Genomic DNA, 25623 nt, shown 5'->3' on the forward strand with positions numbered 1-25623 from the left:
ATGAATTGCTCGTAACGCGAGCCTTAAAGGAAGCACTGAAATGGACCAAGAACGTTTAACCCACTTAAAACAGCTAGAAGCGGAAAGTATTCATATTATCCGTGAAGTAGCGGCTGAGTTTGATAACCCAGTGATGATGTACTCCATAGGTAAAGATTCTTCTGTGATGCTTCATTTAGCTCGCAAAGCGTTTTACCCAGGTAAGATTCCATTCCCGCTGTTACACGTAGATACCGATTGGAAATTTCGCGAGATGATTGAATTTCGTGATCGTACGGCTAAAAAGTACGGCTTTGACCTTTTAGTCCATAAGAACCCAGAAGGTATTGAAATGGGATGTAGCCCATTTGTGCATGGTTCTTCGAAACACACTGACATCATGAAAACTCAAGGCCTTAAGCAGGCGTTAAATAAGTATGGATTCGATGCTGCTTTTGGTGGTGCACGTCGTGATGAAGAAAAATCTCGAGCAAAAGAGCGTGTTTACTCTTTCCGCGACAAGAATCACACATGGGATCCAAAAAACCAACGCCCAGAGCTTTGGCATACCTATAACGGCCAAGTAAATAAAGGCGAGAGCATTCGTGTATTCCCTCTATCAAACTGGACTGAGCTCGATATTTGGCAATACATCTATTTAGAGAGCATTGATATTGTTCCACTTTACCTTTCAGACAAACGCCCTGTGGTTGAGCGTGATGGCATGCTGATCATGGTTGATGATGACCGTATGGAGCTGCAAGAAGGTGAAGTGATTGAAGAGAAAAGTGTTCGTTTCCGAACTTTAGGTTGCTACCCACTAACTGGAGCGGTTGAATCTGAAGCCAATACGTTAACAGGCATTATTGAAGAGATGCTGGTGGCTACTTCTAGTGAGCGTCAAGGTCGAGCGATTGACCATGATCAGTCGGGCTCGATGGAGCTGAAAAAGCGCCAAGGTTATTTCTAAGAATCTAAGGAAAGAAAAATGAATAGTGCAGTAGAAGCCGAATTGGCTGAACTAGGGATTGAAGGTTATCTAAGTCAGCATCAGCATAAATCTATGCTTAGATTTTTAACTTGTGGCTCGGTAGATGATGGCAAAAGTACGTTAATTGGCCGTTTGCTCCATGATACAAAACAGATTTATGAAGATCAGCTAGCAGCTGTTCACTCTGATAGTCAGCGAGTAGGTACTACGGGTGAGAAGCCTGATTTAGCACTGCTTGTTGATGGTCTGCAGGCTGAGCGTGAGCAAGGCATTACGATCGATGTAGCGTACCGCTACTTCTCGACGCAAAAACGTAAGTTCATTATTGCTGATACTCCAGGGCATGAGCAGTACACGCGCAACATGGCAACAGGCGCTTCAACGTGTGATCTGGCTGTGATCTTGATTGATGCTCGTAAGGGCGTATTGGATCAAACGCGTCGTCATTCGTTTATCTCCAATCTACTTGGTCTGAAGCATTTCATTGTAGCAGTCAACAAGATGGATCTAGTGGATTATGCACAAGATCGTTTTGAAGAGATTCGCGATGAGTACCTAGAATTTGCTGAAAACCTAGAAGGCGAAACCAATATTCAAATCCTGCCTGTTTCTGCGCTTGAAGGCATTAACGTTGCAGCGCCAAGCAAAGAGCTTGCATGGTTCGAAGGCCCGTCTCTATTAGAAGTGCTAGAGAATGTAGACATTGACCAAAAACGCTCTGCAGGTGAATTCCGATTCCCTGTGCAGTATGTGAACCGTCCTAATTTAGACTTCCGCGGATTTGCTGGCACCGTTGCTTCTGGACGTGTGAGTGTGGGTGACGAGATCAAGGCGCTTCCATCTGGCAAGACCTCTAAAGTTGCACGCATTGTGACTTTTGATGGCGATTTGGAATCTGCACAAGCGGGATTGGCGGTAACGTTGACCCTTGAAGATGAGATCGATATCAGTCGTGGTGATTTGATTGTGTTGGAAAACGCGCAAATTGAATCCACTAACCATGTATTGGCAGATATCGTGTGGATGACTGAACAACCCCTGAAACCAGGTAAAGCTTACGACATCAAAATCGCGGGCAAGAAAACGGTTGGTCAGGTTGAAGTAGTTCGTCATCAGTATGACATCAATAATTTGTCGACCTATGAAGTGGATGAGCTGCCACTGAATGGTATTGGTTTATGTGAATGGTCATTGAACGAAACTGTTGCGCTGGATAAATATCGTGAAAGTGCCGATACCGGTGGTTTTATTGTTATTGACCGTCTTACCAACGTAACGGTTGGTGCAGGTTTGATTCGAGATCGTTTGGACTCTGTTGAACAGCAAGTAGGTAGCTTCTCTGCATTTGAACTTGAGTTCAACGCATTGGTTCGTAAACACTTCCCTCATTGGGATGCCAAGGATTTAAGCCAGTTACTGAAGTCATAAACGACAAGTAATTGCTCATTGAATCAATGGTGTAAGGCGGAAACTCATCGTTTCCGCCATAAAGGACGTGTATATGTGGCAACAAGGATTTGTATTAGCGATTTTGCTCGGCATTGTTACTTGCCTGCTCGTTACCCGAATTAAGCCTAGTTTTATCTTTGCTGGTGCAGCGTTTATTGCTTTTATGGCAGGCATGATAGATCTGTCGAGCTTAGCGAGTAATTTCACGAATTCTTCGCTACTGACTTTAATTCTTCTTATCCTCGCATCAAGTGCGTTGGAGAAAACTCGCTTGATCAGCTGGGTTAGCCGCAATATTTCTGAAGGCCGGCTAGGCACCGTGGTCGCGAAGTTGGGTATTTCCACAGCGTTACTTTCTTCTTTTACTAATAATACGGCGGTGGTTGTCTCTTTGATCGGCGCAATCAAACGCAATCAACAACACGCGCCATCTAAACTGCTTATCCCTCTGTCATACGCTGCCATTTTAGGTGGAACCCTGACATTGATCGGCACCTCAACCAACTTGATCATTAATAGCTTTGTTGAAGATGCAGGACTGCCGAGTTTAAACTTTTTCACGCCAACTTTGATCGGTTTAGCTGTTTTGGTCGGTGGGGTATTGATCCTTATTCCTCTGAGTTACTTTTTACCTAGCTACGATGATGGATCGCAGGACGACCTTCCGTATTTTCTTGAAGCAAGGGTTGAGCCCGGCTCACCGTTAGTTGGTCGCAGTGTCAGTGAAAACAACCTTAGAGCGCTGAGAAAACTGTTCTTAGCCGAAGTTATTAGAGACGGGAAAACTACGGCGTCTATTGACCCTGATTTTATTCTCCAAGCTCGTGATCGACTGCTGTTTTGTGGTGATGTTGAGAGCGTAGCGACATTACAAGAGATTCAAGGGCTAACCTTGTTTGGTCAACACCACCTTAACGGACAAAGCTTTGTTGAAGTAGTGGTGAGCTCATCGGCAAGCTTCTGTAATAAAACACTGAAAACTAGTCAATTTAGAGACCGCTTCGATGCAGTTGTGGTTGCCATTCGCCGTGGGCATGAACGCCTTGAAGGTGGGTTAGGGAATATCACATTAACCGCAGGTGATACCTTGATTTTGGTTCCCGGAAAACGCTTTGAAGAGCAGCGTCAGCAGCATAACAAAGAGTTTGTGCTGATGAATGACTTGGACTCAAGTGCCAAGCTTGATGCAGATAAATCGACGTTCGTGTTGCTCGGTTTTGCCAGTGTGATTGGTTTAGCCCTTGCTGACGTGGTGCCGATTATCAAAGGACTAGCAGGTTTCTTACTATTGCTGGTGGCATTTGGTGTGGTGCAGCTGGGTGAGCTTCGTCGTCGTTTTCCGGTTGATATTGTGGTGATAGTGGGCTCTGCTCTTTCTATTGCTCAACTGATGATTTCATCTGGGCTATCTGAGCGTATGGGGCTGATGTTCATAGAAGCCTTCAATGGGTGGGGCGTGTTTGGTGCGTTAGTCGCGACCTACTTTATGACGTTGGTTCTTACAGAGCTGGTGACCAATAATGCGGCAGCAGCACTCTCGTTTCCGATTGGTTACAGTATGGCAGTAGGTTATGGAGTTGATCCTATGCCGTTTATTATGGCGGTTCTGTTTGGTGCCAGCGCCAGCTTTATTTCGCCATACGGCTACCAAACCAATTTACTTGTTTATAGCGTAGGTAATTACCGTCTCACGGATTATCTACGTATCGGTATCCCAATCTCGATTGTTTATTCGGGCTTGGTATTGACCCTAATTCCTTATTTTTTTCCATTTTAATGCTGTTTATTTAAAGGACTATTTATGACCGCAGTACTCAAACCAAAAGATGAGAATGTTGTGTGGCATCAACATTCGATTGATAAAGCATTTCGCTCTGATCTTAAATCACAAAAGCCAGCTGTGCTCTGGTTCACGGGGTTATCTGGTTCTGGGAAGTCGACAGTCGCTGGAGCATTAGAAAATCGCCTAGCACAGCTTGGTTATCATACCTACTTATTGGATGGTGATAATGTTCGTCACGGATTGTGTAGTGATTTGGGGTTCTCTGAGCAAGATCGTAGAGAGAATATCCGACGTATTGGTGAGCTGGCTAAATTGATGGCGGATGCAGGTTTAATTGTACTGTCTGCTTTTATTTCTCCTCATCAAGCGGAGAGACAGTTAGTGCGAGACCTGCTACCGGAAGGCGAGTTTTTAGAGGTGTTTGTTAACACGCCGCTCGAGGTGTGCGAGCAGCGCGACCCTAAAGGCTTGTATAAAAAAGCACGTGCTGGAGAAATCCCGAATTTCACGGGCATTAGCTCTGCTTATGAAGCCCCTCAGAACCCAGAAATCGATCTACCGGCAGGTGAGAAGACACTCGATGAACTGGTCGAATTGTGTATTGATGCGTTAGAGAAGCGTAATATTTTAGCCAATTAATAGGGTTGGTATGACTAAGGCTACCCATTTACTTATCTGCATATTTACGCTTTCATAAGTAATCCAGCTTGGGTTTATCGAGACACGAAACCTATCTACTAGATTTCTATTCCTCTCAATAATCGTCACTTTTTATATTGTCTATTGCTTACACCGTCTATTGTCTAGACGGTGTAGTTTACGGTGCTTTTAACTTCTGTTTGTACCGTAAATTTTTGGCTTAATAAAGCAATAAGTTGGTCGTAGTACTGCCCATTGGGTTTATTCCCAAGCAAGGCGCACAGCTCATTTCCAGTAGGACTGAATCGGTAGTAAATCAGCTTCACCCCTTTTGACAACGGTGCCAGTGACATACCTTTCCCTTGATAGGTTAGGTGCAAGGCTGGATCGAAATCAATCTCCCCAGACTCTAGCTCAGTCCCCAGAATAATCCCGAGTTCAATCAGATGTAATAGGCTTGAATAGGGTAGGTTATGCCCACCAAGGTTAATGGTATTGGTGGTGTCTCTTTTGCCAAAGCTGAATATCCCTGCATGGTTTTTGAAACCGAGTAATAGCTTCCTGCTGTTATCACTACCAAAACTACAACCCAGTGACGCTGCTCGTTGCAGGGTGAGCGCTTCTTTTGGTGTCATGTCTTTTAAGATCTGAAGCGCCTTCATCGACGTCGATCCTGGGTTGGTGACTTCTCGTTTCAGTACTTGAGCCCATAGCCTCTGCATCGATGTATTGTGGATCTCTTGTGCCATATCGAAGAAACGGTATAGCCAGTCCTGATCAGGGTCTCCAGCCGCTTCATCCTTACATGAAGAGTGTGCCAACTTTAGAATCTGCTCTAGGTTCTTTTGACGCTGCTCTCTACGTTTTTTTTCTCGTAACAGTGCCCGCTCGATAAGTGTACTTTCACTTTTATCAGTTGGTTTTGCACTATGGCTGATTAAGGAATCTAAACCGAAGCTTTGTGCGATGTGCAACATTCTGCTGGCACTGTCGGCAATGTGAGGCTTTTTTTCATGCTTATGCTGGGTATTGCTAGCATGTTCGATGATTACTGGCTGTTTGGTTTCTGACATAAGAGTACCGTTACGAGACGACTTAACTGTCTAAAATGTAACTCTTTATCTTAATGGTGGCTAGATTTTGCGTGCAGAGTTGAAGACTTCAACAAAATTTTACTTTTGCTAATGATAATAAAATGTTAAATTTGTTGTAATTCTCAAGGAGGAGTTATGAATCAAGTCAATGATAACAAGCTGAAGAAACAGCTTGGCATAGGGCTATTACTCGTTACATATGTCGCTGTGCTAGCTTATTTATCTGATTACATCGCGTAAGTTAGATAAACAACATCGTTATTAAACTGTTATTGAATAAGATCATTTGTTCAGTGACGGTAGCTCATCCATGAGCCACCCTTCTAATGACTACATGTCGTCGTATTCTTCAATCGCTGTACCTTCAATAAGATAACCTGTTTGCGCTAATTCGTGGCTGATCGACTCTGTTTTCAGCGTGCCTACTAAATAGATCACATCCCATAATTGCTGTATTGGTGCTCCTTGTGGGAATTTCACGTAGATGATTTGGTTTGGTGGCGGTGGTGGTACGTGGATACATGCGCCAAAGTACGGTACCAGTAGAAATTCTGTGATCATGTTCTCATCACCCTCCAATGGAATGACAAAACCAGGAATCTTCACTGTGCTGCCATTCAACTCGGGGCGAACAGTACCAATTGTCGATTGTTGAGGTTTGTCCATACTGTCGTGGTTAACTATCGGCATGCCAAATGAGTCTAGTTGTGCTCGCTCTGATTCTGGAATTAAGTCAATCCAATCGAGTGTTAATACCGATTCGTCAGTCTGAGTTGTGTCAGCGTGAGCTGTGCTGATAAATGGAAACAAAAGCAGTCCAAGTATCAGTAGGAATTTGCGTTGCATTGTAGGTTCCTAATTTAGATTCGAATAGTCATGCCATCAGACAATGACTGACGGTAAGCCCGGAAAGCGGGAATAAAGCCGATAATAATACCTGCAATTTGAACCAACATAAGTAGTTTCCATTCATGAGGTGTGATTGCGGATATCGATATGTTGATACCATAACTTTGTTGCACAATTGGAGCAACTACTGCGATCAGTGCAAACAAGAGTGCGACACCTAAGGTTATGCCAAGGAAGGTTAGGGCACTAGCTTCACTAATCAGCAAACCAAAAACATGTCGAGGCCTTGCTCCCATTGCTCGGAGGATGGCCATTTCTCTACGTCGCTCTTGTAAGCTAGTGAGTAGGCTACTCAGCATACCCAATAATCCAGCAACGACAACAAACCCTGACACAATCAGCAGTGCTTGTTCAGCAACGGCCATCATGCCCCACAATTCATGCAATGCAATGCCCGGCATAATTGCGCTCAAAGGTTCTTGACGGTAGTTATTGATTTCTCGTTGCAGTGCAAAGGTTTGAATCTTCGAGTTTAGCCCCAGCATCATTGCGGTAATTTGTTTAGGCTGGAAGTCACGTTGCTTCAATACTTCAGCGTTCGGTGTATGCCCTAGATTTGCTCCAGATTCCCAGCCGACATGAATTGCTTCAATGGCTTCTAATGAAACGTGCACGGTTTTGTCTACTGGCGTTCCAGTTGGAGAAAGTATTCCTACGATAGTGAAAGGCAGGTTATCGTGTCGGCTGAAGGCGACGTCGCTGATGCCATGAGCAAGAATGATATTATCACCGATCTTGTAATCTAATTTTTTCGCGACATCAGCACCAATCACAACATCAAATAGCTCTTCGAACTCTTTGCCTTTTTGAAAAGTAAGTGGCTGCTTACTTCCATAGCGATAATTCACGAAGTAGCTATGGTTGGTGCCCATTACGCGGAAGCCTTTATGTGAATCACCCAATGAGATTGGTATGGCCCACTTTACAGCGTTGTGCTGGCTAAATTCTTCATAGCTTTTCCAGTCGATGTTGTTGGTGGCATTGCCGATTCTAAATACCGAATAAAGCAGTAGGTTGACCTGACCGGATCGACCTCCGACAATAAGATCAGTGCCTGAAATCGTATTAGCAAAGCTGCTCTTAGCTTCGGTTCTTACACGTTCCACACCGAGTAATAGAATGACTGACACCGCTACGGTAAGAATCGTCAGAATGGCTGTGGCTTTACGGTTGAGTACGCTTTTTAGGGCTAAGTGAGTAATTACTTTCATACGACAACCTTAGCTTGATTAACGGTTTTTAAATCTATGGTTCGAGTGAACAGTTTCTCTAATGTCGGATCGTGACTAACAAAGATGAGAGTGGAACCTGCTTGGTTCGCTTGTTCTAGTAACAACTCGATAAAGGCTTCTCGGTTGTTATGATCCAGAGCCGATGTCGGTTCGTCGGCAATGATGATTTTAGGTTGGCCTATCAAGGCTCGAGCTGCAGCGACACGTTGCTGTTGGCCTATACTCAACTCAGTAACGGGTTTATCCATCAAGGCTTGAGGCAGCTTTAGTCTGATCAACAATTCTTGAGCGGTTGCTTGTAGGCTGTTCTGACTTTCAATGACTTGCTGTCTACGAATTTTTGAAAATTGGCAAGGAAGTGTCACATTGTCGATTACTGATAAGTAAGGCAGTAGATTAAATTGTTGGAATATATAACCGATATGATCGGCTCTAAACTTATCCCTCTGACGTGGTGTCAATTGGGTAAGGTCTTGGCCTAAGATAGACACTTCGCCTTGTTGCGCTTGGTTTATCCCCGTAAGTAACCCTAACAGTGTTGATTTACCACAACCACTTGGCCCCTTAATAAAAAGGTGCTCTTTAGGTTGAATATGTAATGAAGGTATTTCTAACGTTGGGGGTAATTCAGGTTTCCAACGAAAACTGATATTTTCTAGTTTGACCACAAGTGATGAACTGTCAAAAGACATACTAGCTCCAATATTTAAAGCGGTGTCTCTTCTGGACAGTCTAAAAGACAATTAATTCCCCAAGTACACCGGTTTTAACAACCAAGTAAGTGAATACTTACTTGGTTGTTTATCTACGCAAAATCTATCGAATTCTTATTAGAATCGGAAGCTAACACGTTCTGCATTAAGAACTTCTTGCGTTTGAACACTATCTGTCAGTAAGTTCACGGTCATTGACTTTGTATTACTGAATTTCGAGAACCATTGGGTATTAACAGTATTCAGATTAGCAATATCTGAACATTGGTAGTGGTACTCGGCTGTAAATTCACCGTGGCCGCCTTCTGAGTGGTCATGGCCTTCATGGCCTTCATGGTCATCATGATCGTGTTCTGCATGGTCATGGCCTTCGTGGTCATCATGATCGTGTTCTGCATGGTCATGGCCTTCGTGGTCATCATGATCATGTTCTGCATGGTCATGGCCTTCGTGGTCATCATGATCGTGTTCTGCATGGTCATGGCCTTCGTGGTCATCATGATCATGTTCTGCATGGTCATGGCCTTCGTGGTCATCATGATCGTGTTCCGCGTGGTCATGGCCTTCATGGTCATCATGATCGCCTTCCAGTGTGTTAGTCACTGACTTGAACTTCAGCGTACAGCTAGTGTTATTGAAACCAAATAGCTCTTCTGGCTTGTTTAATTGTGCGATAGCTTGCTCAAACAAAGCTTTCTGCTCTGCAGTTTTTGGAGCATGTTCAAAGCCAACCACATCAGCGCCTGGAGCCGTCACTTCAACAAGCAGTTCTTGCCCATCTTGAGCTATGTTCACTTCAACTTTACCGTGCACATGTGCTTCGTGAGAGCGGAATTCTTCGTTTGCTAAAACGTTCGTAGACACAGCCATGCCGATAACAACGGCTAAAATAGTAGGTTTCATGTTTTTTTCCTGAATAAAGGTTAATTAAAAAGTAATGGTAATTAAGCGATCTTTACAGGAGGTGAGCGTGCTAAATAGGCAAAATATAAGCGCTGTAACGAAATTATTGACTCTGTGGTAGCGACAGTAAACTCTGAAGGGAACTCTGGAACCTGTGGAAGTGAGTGCGCCGTGATGAATTGGTTTATCGAAAACAGTTCACAGTGGTGTGAAGTATGATGCCCTGGATCAGAGTCTACCATATGTGTGGCTGCTAATACGCTGAGCAAGAGCATCAGCCCGAGCAAAAAGCCTATTTTGCGTTTCACATTGTTAGGTGTGTTTTGCCACATGAAGATGATTTACCACAGAATTAAAAAAGGATACTGTTATAATATAACAATATCCTTTGGTTAGGTCTCGAAAAAGACGCGAATATCTGATTAAAGACTCGCTTTAATCAGCTCAATGACTTGAGTGACTTCAGTTTCGTTAAGTGCGCCTTCTTTAACAAACAAGATTTTACCTTGCTTGTCCTGAACGATAATCGCTGAGCTCTCTTCTTTTAGAGCCCATGATGACGCTACCGTTCCGTCTTCATCTAGCACCATCGAAGACCATGGAAATTCTTCTTTACTGCTTTCTGCTGACGATTTAACAAAAGACCCAGTACCCCAAATGGCATCATCTTGGTTGATGATTGTGGTGGTTTGGTAGCTGTCTTCTGAGAATTTCGATGCTGTAATTGCAGCCATCAGTGGTGCGTTTAGCTCTTTAGAGCTGCTACGACCAGCGATAGCTTGAACGACGCGAACTTTTCCTAGGAGCTCATTGGTTGCCCAAGTTTGATATCCTGTTTTACCGTCGTTTATGACAATTTCACCATAATTGCTAACATCGACAGCAGGCAGAGAAGAGCCTACAGATAGATTGTGAGCGTTGGCGAGGAGTGGAGAGGCTGCGGCTAAAAAAGCCAGTAGAGTTTTGTTTTTCATTATATTTTTGTTCCGCTTATTGGTTTGCATTGGAAGTATAATATGAAATCTGAAAAATGCCTCTTTAACTTTTTTATCGTACGGTGTAGAAACAAGTTGCGGGCTTGTTACTAAAAGGTATAATGCGACAGTATCAGGGTAAACAATAGATTATCTTGCTGTTAGCTAACGGATTTAGCAATGAGATGTGCTTTGAATAAGGCTTTGTTCAGAGATGCAGCAGTTGTACTCAAATGGAATTGAGGTTGTATTATGTTAAGAGAGTTTTCTACTTACCGTCCACATCAGGTGGCGCGTTTCGTTAAAGTCCTATTCAAAGGCCAGTTTGCTATTGAAGGTATCGGCGAGTTTCGCTTCGACCAAGGCAAGGTGCTTCTCCCTGAAGTTTCAGATAAACAAAAATTGATTATTTTTAAAGAAGTTAATGGCACGATAGCTGCGCTGCCCGTGTAACTTAACTTCGTTTATTGTCGTACCTAAAACATGCTAACAATTAAAAAGGGCTTCGTTAATGAAGCCCTTTTTAATGCGAGTCGTTCTAGTTTTATATCCGGTTATACTTTATTGCGGTGGGAAACAAACACCTGTTCCACCTAGTCCACAATAACCATTCGGATTTTTTGCTAGGTACTGCTGATGGTAAGTTTCGGCGAAAAAATATTTTCCAGCAGGCAGAACTTCCGTTGTGATCTCGTTGCCTAAAGATTCAGTCATTGCTCGCTGGTATTCACGTTTAGAGTGCTCAGCGATAGCCTGTTGCTCTTCACTGAAAGTATATATGGCTGAGCGATATTGAGTGCCTAAGTCATTACCTTGGCGCATCCCTTGAGTTGGGTCGTGACGTTCCCAGAATGTTTCAAGTATTAGTGCTAAAGACGTTTGCTCACTATCAAAAATAACTCGAACAACTTCTGTATGGCCTGTTTGCCCGGTACATACTTGCTCATAAGTTGGATTAACTGTGTATCCGCCAGCGTAACCAACGGAGGTAGAAATTACACCATCAAGTTGCCACAACAGTCGCTCTGCTCCCCAGAAGCACCCCATACCAAGTAATACTTCTTGTTGGGAACCTGTAGGCGCATCGAGTAAGTCGGTTTGATTGATGAAATGGCGTTCAGTGATACGGATTGGATCAGCATTCCCCGGTAATGCGGTTGTAGCGGAAACCAGTTGTTGTTTATTTAGCATGTTGTATTCCTTTTCGCATACGTTTACCGCGTTAGTTAACATTAGATCTAGGTTTATATTAACTGTAGGCTCATATTTACTGTTGGTTTATATTGAATCAGTCTTTAAATTAGACCTTGTTATTCTAGGATTTATTACAGACTCAATGCCTTTTTAGCGGTATTATTTCTATTCACTTTATTAACGTATTTATAACTTCTGCACCAATTAAACATGATAAGAAAAACTTTACCAGTTCTGATTAGCACTCTATTGTCATCGACGCTTGCTTTCGCTGATGTTTCCCTTGAGATTAAAGGGCTTGATGGAGCGCTTGAGGATAATGTTGATGCTTATCTGAGTGCGCTCCCCGAAGAAGAGTATTCGGCTTCATTGAGGTTCCAATCTCGCTTGGAGTCTATTATTAAAGAAGCGTTGAATGCGTTAGGCTACTACCAACCTCGTATCTCTTTTTCCCATTCCGAAGACGACACTGAATTGACCGTTACGGTTGAACCAGGTGAACCCGTTGTTATTTATACCTCAGATATCGTATTAAGTGGTGAAGCAGAAGATGATCCTGATTTTCTAGCACTGATCGCCAAGAGCAAACTGTCGAAAGGTTCGATTCTTAACCACGGCAATTATGACTCTTTGAAATCATCTATCCGTAATCTTGGATTAGCCAAAGGCTATTTCGATGGCTCGTATGAGCTTAGTAAGTTAGAAGTTGCGCCCGAATTAAATCGTGCTTATGTTCGCCTTCACTATAACAGTGGCATTCGATATCACTTTGGTGCTACCCAGGTGACGGGTAGCCAAATTGAAGATGAAAAGGTGCAATCCCTTAAACCATTTGAAGATGGTGAACCGTACTCGATCACAAAAGTAGGCGAGTATAACCAAAATCTCTCTAATACTGATTGGTTCTCATCTGTTTTTGTTGAGCCTGATTTAAGTCAGTTGGGTGATGGCAGAGAAATTCCGATGAAGGTGAGCCTTGCTCCTCAAGCGCGTAACCAAATCGAAACAGGTATCGGTGTATCTACTGACCTTGGCGTAAAAGGTACCCTCAAATGGAAGAAACCTTGGGTAAACTCACTTGGTCATAGTTTCAATAGCAGTTTGTCTATCTCTAAACCAGAGCAGACGATAACAGCAACGTATAAAATCCCTTTGGATGATGTACTTAATGATTACTATCAAATTAAGTACGGTATGAAGAATCTGGATAATCGTGATACCAAGAGTTTGGAGTCAAACCTCGCTTTGGAAAGATATTGGCGATTAGATAACGGCTGGCAACGTACGGTGTTCATTCGATACCTAGTTGAAAACTATGAACAAGGTCTACAAGACGATTTAGCGCAATTTGTGTTACCAGGCGTGGCGTTTTCCCGAACTCGAACTCGAGGTGGTTCGATGCCGATGTGGGGAGATAAACAGAGCGTCATGATTGAAGCGGGCGATGACACAATATTGTCTGAAACTAAGGTGGTTCGTTTCCAAGGACAAACTGCATGGATCAGAAGTATTGGCGATAATCATCGAGGTTTAACTCGGCTTCAGTTTGGCGGTAACTTTGCTAACGAGTTTGATAAATTATCACCTTCACTAAGATTTTTCGCGGGTGGTGATAATAGTCTCCGTGGTTATGGCTATGAGTCTATATCTCCTAAAGATGAAAGTGGTGCATTAACCGGTGCAAAATTTATTGCAACCAGCTCGTTTGAATACCAATACCGCCTAGTTGGAAATTGGTGGGGAGCGGCCTTCTACGATATTGGTGATGCCTTCAATGATAAACCAGAATGGAAGCGCGGTACTGGTGTTGGCGTTCGTTGGGCATCGCCCGTTGGACCGGTAAGTTTAGATTTTGCGTGGGGGCTTGATGCTGACCCAGGTGATGAGTTTCAAGTGCACTTCAGTTTAGGGCCTGAATTATGATCAAAGTGATGGGTAAGTGCATTAAGTGGACATCGATATCTTTGACGTCGATTCTATTGTTATTGATAGCACTTTTAGGTTTTGTTTTATTTACTAACCTAGGACTTAACACGGTGTTGTGGGGGGCTGAAAAAGCGCTGCCACAGCTTAAAGTTGAAAGTACTAATGGGGCACTTTTTCCGAGTTTTACTCTCCATAACGTTCAATTTAAAGATGACAGTCTTCATATTGATACCAAGGTTCAAAAAATGGCATTGGCTATCAACCCTCGCTGTTTGCTTGATCCTAAGTTGTGTGTCGATCGTTTAGCGATTCAAGGATTGGACTTCGCATTTACTGAATTGCCTCCTGCCTCTACAGAAGAAACAGAACCGACTCCGCCAGTGACATCGGTGAAAACACCGCTGCCAATCGTGATCAACCGTATTGCTTTGTCTGATATTAAACTGAATATCTTGGGGCATGAGATTGAATGGGGGTTGTTTTCAACGGCTTTGAGTATGCAGGGTGAGAAGCTGACTGTATCGCCAACCTTATTTAATGATCTTAAGGTTAAACTTGCAGAGTCTACCGAAGAGCCGCAAGCAGAAATCGTCGAACCAGAGACTGCAACTAAGGCTGCTATCGAGTTGCCTGAAGTTTGGGTCCCTTTACAGATTGTGCTGGAGCGTTTTGACCTCAACCGTTTCACCTTAGAACAAGAAACACCGATTGTGGTAAACCACCTTGGGCTTGAAGCTCGAGCGGGTAAAAACACGGTCGAAGTTTCTACTCTTGAACTTGATATGCCACAAGCAAGCGCTAACCTTGCCGCTAAAGTTGAGCTTAAAGATGGCTATCCGTTAGACCTTTCTTTAAATGCACAGGTGAAAGAAACTGATCTTACAGGTCAAAAACTGTCGCTGAAAGCACAAGGGAGTGTCGCGAAGCTACACTTCGATTCTCAGTTTTCTGAACTGATTGAGGCAAAGCTGTCAGGAGATATTCAATCTTTAGAGCCGACTCTGCCATTTGACCTTCTTTTAGAGGGAGGTAAAGCGCAATGGCCTCTTACTGGTAAAAGTGATTACCAAGCGGTTATCGAGAAGTTTAAAGCCGATGGCTCATTAGATGGTTTTAATGTGCAGTTTAAAGGTGAAGCGGATGGTCAGGAGATACCTGCCTTAACCATCGACCTAGAGGGTAAGGGCACCACCGAGCAGATTGAACTTGAGCGCTTAAAACTGAACACGCTGGGTGGTGAACTCAATGGTGTGGTTAAAGCGAGTTGGAAGAAGCTTATTAACTGGCAAGCCGATGTGACGCTGAAGGATATTCAGCCGGGTCTGCAGTGGCCAGAAGCCGAAGGTAACATTAGCGGAAGCATCGTTACTTCGGGTGAGTTGACCGAAGCGGGTGGTTGGGCGATTGAGCTGCCTAAGTTAGATATCGAGGGGGTCTTGCGAGAATATCCTCTGGATATCGAAGGCCAGTTATCAGCGTCTGACCGCAGCGCGAGCGGTGAGCCTAAACTAAAAACCAGCGGCCTGAGCTTAGCTCACGGTGTTAATTCTATAAAAGCACAGGGTCAACTCGACAAGCAGTGGGATATGGGCGTTGCTATTAACCTTCCCCAATTAACGAAAAGTATTCCTGAACTGAAAGGTACAGTGATTGGCGATATTGGTCTCAGCGGACCTTTCAAAGAGCCGGAAGTTGACATTGTTCTTAACGTCGACCGTGTCGATTGGAACGATGAAGCTACATTAGAATCTCTATCTCTTCGTGGTTCAGTGATTCCATTGCCTGCGCCTCAGGCTGATTTGGTATTGAAAGCGAATAACCTAGCCTATCAAGAGCAAAAGGTTGACAGCATTGATCTCACCGTGAAAGGTGGTGAGAAGCAGCATACCGTGACGCTCGACGTGGTATCCGACGTGATTTCCACAAGCTTGGCTATTTCGGGTGAGCTGATTCAAAAGCCTTCTATTATTTGGAATGGGTCGTTAGATCGAGTCAAAATCGCCACGGAACAAGGACCTTGGGTGCTAGACCAACCCGTCGCAATTAAAGCCGATGCCGACAAGCAGTTTGCCGATATTCAAGCTCATTGTTGGAAACAGGCCGGTTCTAGTGTGTGTTTGGATGAAGACGTTCGTGTTGGAAATTCGGGTGAGGCCAAGTTGGCCATCAACCAATTCGACTTCGATCAGATTAAAGCCTTTGTGCCTAAAGAGACGCAACTAGAGGGCTTAGTGAATGCGACCGCTCATGCCAAATGGTCGAAACAAGGCGAACCTGAAGTAACGGTTAGCGTCGATATGCCAAAAGGTCAGGTTGTTCAGCAAGTCGGAGAGCCAATCACACTGGGGTGGGAAAGTGTTGCATTGAATGCACGGCTGAAAGACAACAAACTGGATGCCGACTTTAAGTTGGATGTTTCTGATAATGGTGACTTATCTGGCACGGTGTCGTTACCAGATATTGTTGCTGAAGACAAAATGGTCGATGCGGCAATTAAACTAACGACATTCCATTTGGACTTCTTACAGCCGATCCTTGGTGAATACAGCATGCTGAAGGCTGATCTTGAGACTGACTTAAAGGTCCAAGGTTCTTTGATGCACCCCCAAGTTTTTGGTCAATTCTCGGTTAATGGGATTCAAGTTAAAGGGGATGTGACGCCTGTGGATGTTAAAGACGGTCGTATTGATCTCGACTTTAACGGTTACAGCGCAAAGCTTGATGCGAATGTCGAGACTCCAGACGGCCACCTTGATATTGAGGGCTCCGGAGATTGGCAGGATCTTCAAGCATGGCGATCAAATGTCCGGATCTTTGCTGATGAGTTGATGGTTGATATTCCACCGATGGTCAAGGTTAAAGTAGTTCCTGATATGACCATTGATGTTACGCCGGAGCTTGCAAAAATTACGGGTGACATTGCATTGCCATGGGGGCGAATTGTCGTAGAAGATTTACCTCCGTCAGCAGTTGGTGTGTCTTCTGATCAAGTTATTTTGAATAAAGACCTTCAACCAGAAAGTGAAGATACGATTCCATTCAATGTGATGACTAATATTAATATTTCAATTGGTGATGACTTTAAGCTTTCAGCCTTTGGCCTTGAAGGTGATTTAGTGGGTAAGTTGAATGTGGCTCAAAAAGATCAAGGCCCGTTTATCACCGGTGAAGTAAATATCGTAGATGGTACTTATCAATCATTCGGTCAAGACCTCCTGATTGAAGAGGGCAAGATCCTAATGAATGGGCCACCGGATCAGCCATATGTAGCGATAAATGCGATTCGCAACCCTGATAATACTCAGGATGACGTGACTGCTGGGATTCGAGTTACAGGCCCTGCTACAGAGCCGACCATCGAGATTTATTCTGACCCTGCGATGCCGCAAGCCAACGCGCTATCCTATATCTTACGGGGCCAAGATATCGATGGAGAGTCGAGTGGTTCTATGACGACCACATTAATTGGTTTGAGCTTAGCGAAGAGCGGTAAGGTCGTTGGCGAAATTGGCGAGGCATTTGGCGTACAGGATCTACAATTGGATACCGCAGGCTCTGGAGATGACTCTCAAGTGACGGTGAGTGGTTATATCCTTCCGGGGTTACAAGTCAAATATGGCGTGGGTATCTTCAACTCATTGGGTGAGTTTACCGTTCGTTATCGATTGATGCAGGATCTCTACGTGGAAGCAGTATCTGGCCTTGATAGTGCTGTGGACCTTCTTTATCAATTCGAATTTGAGTAAATTCATTTGAATTCGAGTTGCTGTAGTTTCATACATTGATTGGTACACAAATAGAAAGGGTCATGGAGGGCGTATGCAGCATCTTGTTTTTGTATATGGAACGTTGAGACAAGGTCAATCTAACCATCACTATTTGCAGCAGTGCGAGTACTTAGGAAGGTTTGATACACCTGAATATTATGCTATTTTTGATTTAGTTGCATATCCAGCGATGGTTTTTGGAAAGAAAAGTGTCGCTGGTGAGGTCTATTTAATTAACGACGAAGTTCTGGCATCGCTCGATCGGTTAGAGGATGTCCCGGTTGAGTATCGTCGCGAGCAAATAGAAACTATATTTGGATTAGCATGGGTATATTTGTATCAGCTTGATCTAGCAGAGAATAAAGAAATACTTTCGGGTGACTGGTGTAAGCGAAATAACGTGTAACCGCTCGGTGCTCTGAGTATCAAACAAAAAGCCAGCATGTGAATGCTGGCTTTTTAATGACGTTATTTTGATAATTAATCGAGAAAACTAGTCTCGGTTAAGCTCAAGAAACTCTTCTACTTTACGTACCATACTTGTTGAGCCAACGAAGAAAGGCACACGTTGATGTAACTCAGTTGGTTTGATATCCATGATGCGTTGAACACCATCTGATGCGATGCCACCAGCTTGCTCCATAAGGAAAGCAATTGGGTTGCACTCGTACAACAGACGTAGTTTTCCTTGAGGGTGACTTTGTGTACTTGGATACAAGTAGATGCCACCTTTCAGTAGGTTACGGTGGAAATCCGATACTAGAGAACCAATGTAACGAGAGGTGTAAGGACGGTTGTCACTCGGCTCATCTTCTTGGCAGTACTTAATGTACTTTTTAACACCCGTAGGGAAACGGAAGTAGTTACCTTCGTTGATTGAGTAAATCTTACCTTCATCAGGGACCATCATGTTTTCATGAGACAGACAGAAAGTACCCAATGATGGGTCGTAGGTGAAGCCATTTACACCAGCGCCTGTCGTGTAAACAAGCATGGTTGAAGAACCGTAAATCACGTAACCTGCGGCTACTTGCTTGTGTCCAGGTTGTAGGAAATCTTCTTCTGTTGGCGGAGTGCCAATCGGTGATACTCGACGGTAGATAGAGAAAATTGTACCAACAGATACATTCACATCGATGTTTGAAGAGCCATCAAGTGGATCCATCAAGACAACGTATTTTGCATTTTTGTTTAGCTCTTTATTGAAGGCAACTGCTTCGTCTTCTTCTTCACTTGCTACACCACAAACTTGATCGCGAGCTTCTAGAGCTGCTTTAAATTTGTCGTTAGCGTAAAGGTCTAGCTTCTGCTGCTCTTCACCTTGAACGTTGTCTGTACCAACAGCGCCAGTAATGTCGACAAGACCTGCTTTGTTGATTTCACGGTTAACAATTTTTGCAGCAAGACGAATTGATGACAAAAGGGATGATAGATCACCACTTGCATGGGGAAAGTCATTTTGTTTTGCAACAATGAACTCACCAAGGGTGCGCATCTCAGACATGTTATTTCCTTAAACTTCTCTCAATATTAGGGGGGATTTGAGCACTGTAGATTCTGCCTCTTGTGTGGGCTTTATTCATCTAGACGCTTACCTAAATTCTACGGCTTAGATCTTTTTAATGGTAATGAACTAAGCGACACAGATCTCACTTACTATGTCGACTAAATTTGTTTTGCATTGCCACTCGCTTTTAATCGTCAATTCATGATAATGAAGGCTGATAGTTTGATTTAAACATGGTTCATTTAGCCAAGCGTTTGGAAGCAATATATGCATATTCATATCTTAGGAATTTGTGGCACCTTCATGGGTGGTGCTGCGGTATTGGCTCGTCAATTAGGTCACAAGGTTACGGGTAGTGACGCGAATGTTTATCCTCCAATGAGCACGCTGTTGGAATCTCAAGGGATTGAAATTATTGAAGGGTTCGACCCGAGCCAATTAGAGCCAAGGCCGGACCTAGTGGTTATCGGCAATGCGATGAGCCGTGGTAATCCGTGCGTTGAGTATGTATTGGATAATAATCTTAGATACACATCTGGCCCGCAATGGTTGCAAGAGTTCCTACTGCATGACCGTTGGGTTCTGGCGGTGTCGGGTACGCATGGCAAAACTACAACATCAAGTATGTTGGCTTGGATCTTAGAAGATTGTGGTTATGCGCCAGGCTTCTTAGTGGGTGGCGTATTGGGTAATTTTGGTATATCGGCTCGCCTTGGTGAAAGTATGTTCTTCGTGGTGGAGGCCGACGAATACGACAGTGCTTTTTTCGATAAGCGATCTAAGTTTGTTCATTACCACCCAAGAACCTTGGTAGTGAATAATCTAGAGTTCGATCATGCTGACATCTTCGATGATCTTGAAGCGATTAAGCGACAGTTCCATCATTTGGTGCGCACTGTACCAAGTAACGGTCGTATTTTTTCACCTAAGCAAGGCACCGCTATTCAAGATGTTCTAGCTCGCGGTTGCTGGAGTGAAAGAGAATCGAGTGGTGAGCAAGGCGACTGGGATGCTAAGAAGCTGGTTAAAGATGGCTCTCAATTTGAGGTTTACCTCCAAAATGAATGTGTTGGAACGGTAAACTGGGATTTAGTGGGCGACCACAACGTAAATAATGCTTTGATGGCGATAGCTGCTGCACGACACGTGGGCGTGACACCAGACCTAGCTTGTGAATCGTTAGCTACTTTTATTAATACTAAGCGTCGTTTGGAGTTTAAAGGCGAGGTGGCAGGTGTTTCTGTTTATGATGATTTTGCACATCACCCAACGGCGATTGAACTTACTCTGGGCGGATTACGTAATAAGGTCGACACGAAAAAAATCATTGCCGTTTTAGAGCCTCGTTCTGCCACAATGAAACGTGGTGTGCACAAAGAAACTTTGGCTGATTCGTTGAAACAGGCGGATTCTACCTACTTATTCCAACCGGATAATATTGATTGGTCGGTTCAAGATGTCGCAGACGCTTGTCACCAACCTGCGTATGTGAGTGATGATATGGATGCATTCGTTGCTAAAATTGTCTCAGAGGCACAAGTGGGCGACCAAATCTTGGTAATGAGTAATGGTGGCTTTGGTGGCATTCACCAAAAACTGTTGGATGGATTGGCACTCAAAGGCTAACGACATCCACGACCTTATAATTTGAAGTAATTGAGAACATGACAAAACACGATAAAGCGATAACCCTCGCTTTCACTGGCGCATCTGGTGCGCCTTACGGACTGCGTTTACTTGAATGCCTACTGGCGGCAGATTATCAGGTTTATTTGCTGATATCGTCGGCAGCTCGAGTGGTGTTGGCGACCGAGCATGAACTTAAGTTACCTGCTGGGCCAGATGCTGCGAAACAAGCTTTAGTTAAGCATTTAGGTTGCGACCCAGAAAAGCTGGTGGTGTGTGGCAAAGATGATTGGTTCTCACCGGTTGCCTCTGGTTCAGCAGCACCGAAGCAGATGGTGGTGTGTCCATGTTCTGCAGGAAGCTTGGCATCCATTGCTCATGGCCTATCAGATAACCTGATCGAGCGAGCAGCGGACGTGGTTATGAAAGAGCGAGGCCAGCTGTTGTTAGTGGTTCGTGAGACGCCATTTTCTACGTTGCACTTAGAGAACATGCACAAACTCTCGACCATGGGCGTAACGATCATGCCCGCGGCTCCGGGTTTTTATCACCAACCTAAGTCGATCGAAGATCTGGTCGATTTTATGGTGGCGCGTATTCTCGATCATCTTGGTATCGAGCAAGGTTTAGTGCCACGTTGGGGGTACGATCAACGTAATTGATCCAAACTTGATAGCTTATTGTTAAAATTCGAATTACAATTCTGAACACTCATCGGGGAGCAAACCATTCAAATAATGAATGCGAGCTGAGATCAAGCAAGTGCTTGGGACCCGTAAACCTGAACCAGATAATGCTGGCGTAGGAATTGAGTTAGGAACAACTTCTACCGTTCTCCTCCCTCAAACCTGTGCCGCTCAGACCATGGAGAGCGTCCAGTGAAATTAACATTTACAACTCTTGCTGTTACTACAGCTATCTCTTTCTCTGCCGTTGCTGCAGACAATACTCTAACTGTATATACCTATGATTCTTTTGCTGCGGATTGGGGCCCTCGTCCTGCCGTTGAAAAAGCATTCGAAGAAAAGTGTGGTTGTGATGTGAATTTTGTCGCGCTAGAAGATGGCGTGTCTATTTTAAATCGCTTGCGTCTTGAAGGTGGTAACAGCAAAGCTGATATCGTGTTAGGCCTAGATAACAATCTAATGGCTGAAGCGAAAGCGACGGGCTTATTGGCTGAGCACAGTGTTGATACGTCAGCAGTAACGCTTCCTAATGGTTGGAGTGACAGCACTTTTGTTCCATATGACTTTGGCTACTTTGCTTTTATTTACAACAAAGAGAAGTTGGTAAATCCACCTAAGAGCCTTAAAGAACTGGTTGAGCAGCGTGATGATCTTAAGGTTATCTACCAGGATCCACGTACATCAACACCAGGTCAAGGCATGATGCTATGGATGAAGTCTGTTTACGGTGATGAAGCGACAGACGCGTGGAAGAAGCTCGCTCAGAAAACGGTTACTGTGACTAAAGGTTGGTCTGAGGCTTACTCTATGTTCCTAAAAGGCGAGTCGGACTTAGTCCTGTCTTACACGACTTCTCCGGCTTACCACATCATTGCAGAAGGTGATTCTAAGTACGCAGCAGCAAGCTTTGAAGAAGGTCATTATACTCAAGTCGAAGTGGCAGCTAAGGTCAAAGGCAGCAAGAACGAAAAGCTGGCTGATGAATTTATGGTATTTATCCTGAGTGACGAGTTCCAATCAGCGATGCCAACGGGTAACTGGATGTACCCAGTGACAGATATTGAGCTTCCAAAAGGGTTCGAGCAACTTACGGTTCCTCAAAAAGCGCTAGGTTTCACGCCTGAAGAAATAGCATCTAAGCGTAAGCCATGGATTCGTGAATGGCAGAGTGCACTTACTTTTTAACTTACTATTAAAAAGATGAGCGCCCTGTACTTAAAGGCTCATTCGTGATGTTTGGAATGAGCCATTTACGGTAAATAATTAATTTATGATAAAGAAAACACCTAAGGTCGGGATCTGGGTTGCGATACTCATTACCGCCTTCGTGGTTTCAGCAGTTGGGGCATTGCTTAGCAATGCCCCTTCTCTTGATATCAGCCTAGTATGGTCTGATCCTTACTATTGGCATGTAACGAAATTCAGTTTTTATCAGGCGACACTCTCAACTGTGCTGAGTGTTGGCTTTGCTATACCTATTGCGCATGCTCTGTGTCGCAGACAGTTCTTTGGAAGAGCCTTGTTATTAAGGTTGTTCGCGTCAACCTTGGTTCTACCTGTGTTGGTCGGCGTATTTGGCTTGCTGGCGATTTACGGCAACAGTGGTTGGTTAGCTAAGTTCTTAGCGAACTTAGACATAGAGTTACCATTCTCGATTTATGGCTTGAATGGTATTTTACTAGCGCATGTTTTTTTCAACCTGCCTTACGCCAGCCGTTTACTTCTGCAAGCTTTGGATACCGTGCCTGCCGAGCAGCACAAGCTGTGTGCTCATTTAGGCATGAGCCATTGGAATAAATTTAAATGGGTTGAATGGCCGAGGTTAAGACAGCAGCTGCCGCATGTGTGCGGTTTGGTCTTCATGTTGTGCTTCACCAGCTTTGCTACCGTGATGGCGTTGGGTGGTGGTCCGAAATCAACCACCATTGAGCTAGCCATCTACCAAGCAATTAAATTCGACTTTGACCTGCAGGCTGGCGCGTTACTCGCGATATGGCAAATGCTGTTGTGTGGCGTATTAGCGGTGAGTATTCAGCGTTTGTCTAAGCCCATCTCTGTGACGGCTAGTCAGCTGTCGGAAGATAAATATTTGGTTAAGGACAGCTGGTGGTCAAAAGCTTGGGATAGCTTTTGGATCATCATAGTCTCAATACTGGTATTACCGCCATTAGCCATGGTTGTTCTAAGTGGTATTAACTCCCAGGCACTCACTGTACTGAGCAGTGAGCCGTTTTGGGCTGCGCTAATGACCTCGGTTCGTGTTGCTTCCCTCGCAAGCATTATCGCCGTTGGTATTGGTATCGCAATCCTTCTAACTAGTCGCACATGGCGTTTGCAAAACAAGAACTATAGAGCGGATAAGATTGAGCTGATTGGCACTATTATTTTGGTGACGCCGGGCTTAGTGATCAGTACGGGCCTCTTCTTATTACTGCGCTCATTTACCGATGTGTTCAGTTTGGCTTTCTTTATTGTGATTGCTGTAAACAGCTTGATGGCGCTGCCTTACGTGATTAAAACCTTGGCCCAACCTATGCTGCATCTTTCTCAGCAGTATCAGTATGTGTGTGCAAGCTTAGGAATGACAGGGTTCACTCGCTTTAGGCTCGTGGAGTGGCGCGCATTGCGCAAACCGATGGCGCAAGCATTCTCAATCAGCTTTATGCTGGCGATGGGCGACTTAAGTGCGATAGCCTTGTTTGGTAGCCAAGACTTTAGAACTTTGCCTTTGTATCTATTTCAATTGTTAGGCAGCTATCAAATGGAAGCGGCGGCAGTGGTGTCAGTGAGTTTATTGTTACTGAGTGTGGGCAGCTTTAGTTTGATTGAATTTTTGTTTACTCGAAGCTCAAAGCTAAAGAGTTAAGGAACCGATGATGTTAGTGATGAAAAATGTGGATTACCATTATCACCAAGAGTTGTTTAGTTTTGATTTCCAAGCAGAGCAGGGCGATATTGTTGCTCTTATGGGGCCAAGTGGTGCGGGGAAATCAACGCTACTCGCATTGGTTGCTGGCTTTATTGAGCCAACATCGGGCGAGATCTCGGTGGCAGGCCAATCGCTGATTGGCAAAGAAGCACATCAGCGCCCATTGGCGATGTTGTTCCAAGAACATAACCTATTTGCGCACCTCACGGTGCGTGAAAATATTGGCCTGGGTTTGCACCCAGGATTAAAGCTTACGGTAACCCAAAAGCTAGAAGTCGAACAAGCTGCTACACAAGTAGGGGTTGCTGAGTATTTAGATCGGCTGCCAGAGCATTTATCGGGTGGTCAGCGTCAGCGTGTTGCGCTAGCTCGCTGTTTTGTACAGCCGCATAATATTTGGCTGCTTGATGAGCCATTTTCTGCGCTTGATCCTTTGCTTCGTGAAGAGATGCTGAGCTTAGTGAAGCGATTAGCGGCAGAGCGAAACATTACTGTTTTGATGGTGACACACCATTTAGGTGATGCGCGCAGTATCGCGAACAAGTTTGTGTTTGTGGCATTGGGTAAGGTTTTAGTCGAAGACTCGATAGATGCGCTAACTGTCGATCACCCACAAGTCGAATTGAGTTCCTTTGTTCGAGCAGGTGAGTGAAGACTCATTCAGCCTTGATATTGAATACTTCTTGATATTGAGAGCGTCGAAAACAAAAAGACCTAGCATGTGCTAGGTCTTTGATTATCTTTACAAGTAAAGCAAGACGAAGATTAGTCGCCTAGCTTTAGCTCTTTTAAGATTTGGAAAATTTCACGAGAAGCTTTGGCTGGCTTGTTCGCTGATTTTTCTTTGTTAGCTTGGCGAGCGAGCTGACGAAGACGTTGACGGTCTGCTTCAGGGTACATGTCCATAACGTCTGAAATGGCAGTATCGCCTTCAGCTACAACACGGTCACGCAGTTGCTCAAGCTTATGTAGCTCAGCGGTTGCTTGTGAGTGCTTGTTACGTACTTTATCCAAAGCCGCTTGAATTGGCTCAGGATCGACACTACGCATTACTTTACCAATGTACTGAAGTTGACGGCGCTTCGCTTCATTTTTAAAGCGTTGTGCATCTTTAATCGCTTGTGCCAAATCTTCAGACAGAGGAAACTTGTCTAATACAGAAGGCTTTAAACCAACAAGCTCTTCTCCCAGCTTTTGCAGGGCATCCATGTCCGTTTTCATTTCTGTCTTACTTACCCAGATGATTTCTTCTTCTGGTTCCCATGGGGCTTTTTGGTTTTTGCGAGCCATCTTTTCTGCCTATGTCACTATCTCAAACGAAT

General features: G+C 44.2%; 23 protein-coding genes and 1 riboswitch. Of the genes, 13 read left to right on the forward strand and 10 right to left on the reverse strand.

Annotated features, from left to right (window positions below; genetic code table 11):
• Window positions 1-40: 40 nt before the first annotated feature.
• From cysD to cysC, 4 genes are all read left to right on the forward strand, one after another.
• Window positions 41-949, forward strand: a complete 909-nt coding sequence (cysD, locus tag OCW38_RS01660) for a sulfate adenylyltransferase subunit CysD (RefSeq protein WP_004735271.1) — start codon at window positions 41-43, stop codon at window positions 947-949.
• Window positions 950-967: 18 nt separating this feature from the next.
• A complete protein-coding gene (cysN, locus tag OCW38_RS01665) occupies window positions 968-2398 on the forward strand; it encodes a sulfate adenylyltransferase subunit CysN (protein ID WP_016768648.1) in 1431 nt (476 codons plus the stop codon).
• A gap of 73 nt (window positions 2399-2471) precedes the next feature.
• On the forward strand, window positions 2472-4196 hold the full coding sequence (locus tag OCW38_RS01670) for an SLC13 family permease (RefSeq protein ID WP_010435091.1): 1725 nt from the start codon (window positions 2472-2474) through the stop codon (window positions 4194-4196).
• A 24-nt stretch (window positions 4197-4220) separates the two neighbouring features.
• The gene (gene cysC, locus OCW38_RS01675) at window positions 4221-4841 is read left to right on the forward strand and encodes an adenylyl-sulfate kinase (protein WP_010435090.1); all 621 of its coding nucleotides are present in this window, start codon (window positions 4221-4223) and stop codon (window positions 4839-4841) included.
• 164 nt (window positions 4842-5005) lie between these two features.
• On the opposite strand, the gene OCW38_RS01680 is transcribed toward cysC, so the two are convergent.
• From OCW38_RS01680 to OCW38_RS01710, 7 genes are all read right to left on the reverse strand, one after another.
• Window positions 5006-5914 (reverse strand): TIGR03899 family protein, encoded by a 909-nt coding sequence (locus OCW38_RS01680; protein WP_016793888.1) that lies wholly within the window; start codon window positions 5912-5914, stop codon window positions 5006-5008.
• A gap of 351 nt (window positions 5915-6265) precedes the next feature.
• Window positions 6266-6781, reverse strand: a complete 516-nt coding sequence (locus tag OCW38_RS01685) for a DUF3299 domain-containing protein (RefSeq protein ID WP_261894879.1) — start codon at window positions 6779-6781, stop codon at window positions 6266-6268.
• Between the two features lie 14 nt (window positions 6782-6795).
• The gene (locus OCW38_RS01690) at window positions 6796-8055 is read right to left on the reverse strand and encodes an ABC transporter permease (protein WP_016783716.1); all 1260 of its coding nucleotides are present in this window, start codon (window positions 8053-8055) and stop codon (window positions 6796-6798) included.
• Complete coding sequence (locus OCW38_RS01695; protein WP_016783717.1) at window positions 8052-8768, reverse strand: ABC transporter ATP-binding protein; 717 nt, start codon at window positions 8766-8768, stop codon at window positions 8052-8054. The genes OCW38_RS01690 and OCW38_RS01695 overlap by 4 nt, the downstream gene beginning before the upstream one ends.
• A 138-nt stretch (window positions 8769-8906) precedes the next feature.
• Window positions 8907-9692, reverse strand: coding sequence for a zinc uptake protein ZrgA (zrgA, locus tag OCW38_RS01700; protein ID WP_261894882.1), 786 nt, complete (start codon window positions 9690-9692; stop codon window positions 8907-8909).
• Window positions 9693-9733: 41 nt separating this feature from the next.
• Entirely contained in the window at window positions 9734-10024 is a 291-nt protein-coding gene (locus OCW38_RS01705) for a DUF2607 family protein (protein WP_010435081.1), read from the reverse strand.
• A 90-nt stretch (window positions 10025-10114) separates the two neighbouring features.
• Complete coding sequence (locus OCW38_RS01710) at window positions 10115-10666, reverse strand: YtfJ family protein (RefSeq protein WP_010435079.1); 552 nt, start codon at window positions 10664-10666, stop codon at window positions 10115-10117.
• A 252-nt stretch (window positions 10667-10918) separates the two neighbouring features.
• Here OCW38_RS01710 and OCW38_RS01715 point away from each other — a divergent pair, with 252 nt between their 5' ends.
• Entirely contained in the window at window positions 10919-11119 is a 201-nt protein-coding gene (locus tag OCW38_RS01715; protein WP_010435077.1) for a DUF1107 family protein, read from the forward strand.
• Between the two features lie 108 nt (window positions 11120-11227).
• Here the strand turns inward: OCW38_RS01715 and msrA are convergent, their stop codons facing one another.
• Complete coding sequence (gene msrA / locus OCW38_RS01720) at window positions 11228-11857, reverse strand: peptide-methionine (S)-S-oxide reductase MsrA (RefSeq protein ID WP_010435076.1); 630 nt, start codon at window positions 11855-11857, stop codon at window positions 11228-11230.
• A 213-nt stretch (window positions 11858-12070) separates the two neighbouring features.
• On the opposite strand from msrA, the gene tamA reads away from it, so the two are divergent.
• The 3 genes from tamA to OCW38_RS01735 all read left to right on the forward strand — a co-directional run bounded on the left by tamA (window position 12071) and on the right by OCW38_RS01735 (window position 17959).
• Window positions 12071-13783 (forward strand): autotransporter assembly complex protein TamA, encoded by a 1713-nt coding sequence (gene tamA, locus OCW38_RS01725; RefSeq protein WP_261894885.1) that lies wholly within the window; start codon window positions 12071-12073, stop codon window positions 13781-13783.
• Entirely contained in the window at window positions 13780-17532 is a 3753-nt protein-coding gene (tamB, locus tag OCW38_RS01730; RefSeq protein WP_261894887.1) for an autotransporter assembly complex protein TamB, read from the forward strand. Before tamA ends, tamB begins: the two co-directional genes overlap by 4 nt.
• Before the next feature lie 73 nt (window positions 17533-17605).
• On the forward strand, window positions 17606-17959 hold the full coding sequence (locus OCW38_RS01735; protein ID WP_261894889.1) for a gamma-glutamylcyclotransferase family protein: 354 nt from the start codon (window positions 17606-17608) through the stop codon (window positions 17957-17959).
• A gap of 87 nt (window positions 17960-18046) precedes the next feature.
• Here OCW38_RS01735 and fbp read toward each other — a convergent pair whose 3' ends face one another.
• Entirely contained in the window at window positions 18047-19057 is a 1011-nt protein-coding gene (gene fbp / locus OCW38_RS01740) for a class 1 fructose-bisphosphatase (protein WP_010435070.1), read from the reverse strand.
• Window positions 19058-19327: 270 nt separating this feature from the next.
• Here fbp and mpl point away from each other — a divergent pair, with 270 nt between their 5' ends.
• The 5 genes from mpl (at window position 19328) to thiQ (ending at window position 24953) form a co-directional block, all read left to right on the forward strand.
• Entirely contained in the window at window positions 19328-20686 is a 1359-nt protein-coding gene (gene mpl, locus OCW38_RS01745) for a UDP-N-acetylmuramate:L-alanyl-gamma-D-glutamyl-meso-diaminopimelate ligase (RefSeq protein ID WP_261894891.1), read from the forward strand.
• Window positions 20687-20724: 38 nt separating this feature from the next.
• The gene (locus OCW38_RS01750; RefSeq protein ID WP_016787846.1) at window positions 20725-21348 is read left to right on the forward strand and encodes a flavin prenyltransferase UbiX; all 624 of its coding nucleotides are present in this window, start codon (window positions 20725-20727) and stop codon (window positions 21346-21348) included.
• A gap of 43 nt (window positions 21349-21391) precedes the next feature.
• Window positions 21392-21511: riboswitch (TPP riboswitch) on the forward strand.
• Window positions 21512-21564: 53 nt separating this feature from the next.
• Complete coding sequence (gene thiB, locus OCW38_RS01755) at window positions 21565-22557, forward strand: thiamine ABC transporter substrate binding subunit (protein WP_016787845.1); 993 nt, start codon at window positions 21565-21567, stop codon at window positions 22555-22557.
• A gap of 85 nt (window positions 22558-22642) precedes the next feature.
• The gene (gene thiP, locus OCW38_RS01760) at window positions 22643-24238 is read left to right on the forward strand and encodes a thiamine/thiamine pyrophosphate ABC transporter permease ThiP (protein WP_261894894.1); all 1596 of its coding nucleotides are present in this window, start codon (window positions 22643-22645) and stop codon (window positions 24236-24238) included.
• Window positions 24239-24248: 10 nt separating this feature from the next.
• Complete coding sequence (thiQ, locus tag OCW38_RS01765; protein WP_010435064.1) at window positions 24249-24953, forward strand: thiamine ABC transporter ATP-binding protein; 705 nt, start codon at window positions 24249-24251, stop codon at window positions 24951-24953.
• Window positions 24954-25066: 113 nt separating this feature from the next.
• On the opposite strand, the gene yjgA is transcribed toward thiQ, so the two are convergent.
• Entirely contained in the window at window positions 25067-25591 is a 525-nt protein-coding gene (yjgA, locus tag OCW38_RS01770) for a ribosome biogenesis factor YjgA (protein ID WP_016795276.1), read from the reverse strand.
• Window positions 25592-25623: the final 32 nt, after the last annotated feature.

It is taken from the genome of Vibrio cyclitrophicus, assembly GCF_024347435.1.
GTDB lineage: Bacteria > Pseudomonadota > Gammaproteobacteria > Enterobacterales > Vibrionaceae > Vibrio > Vibrio cyclitrophicus.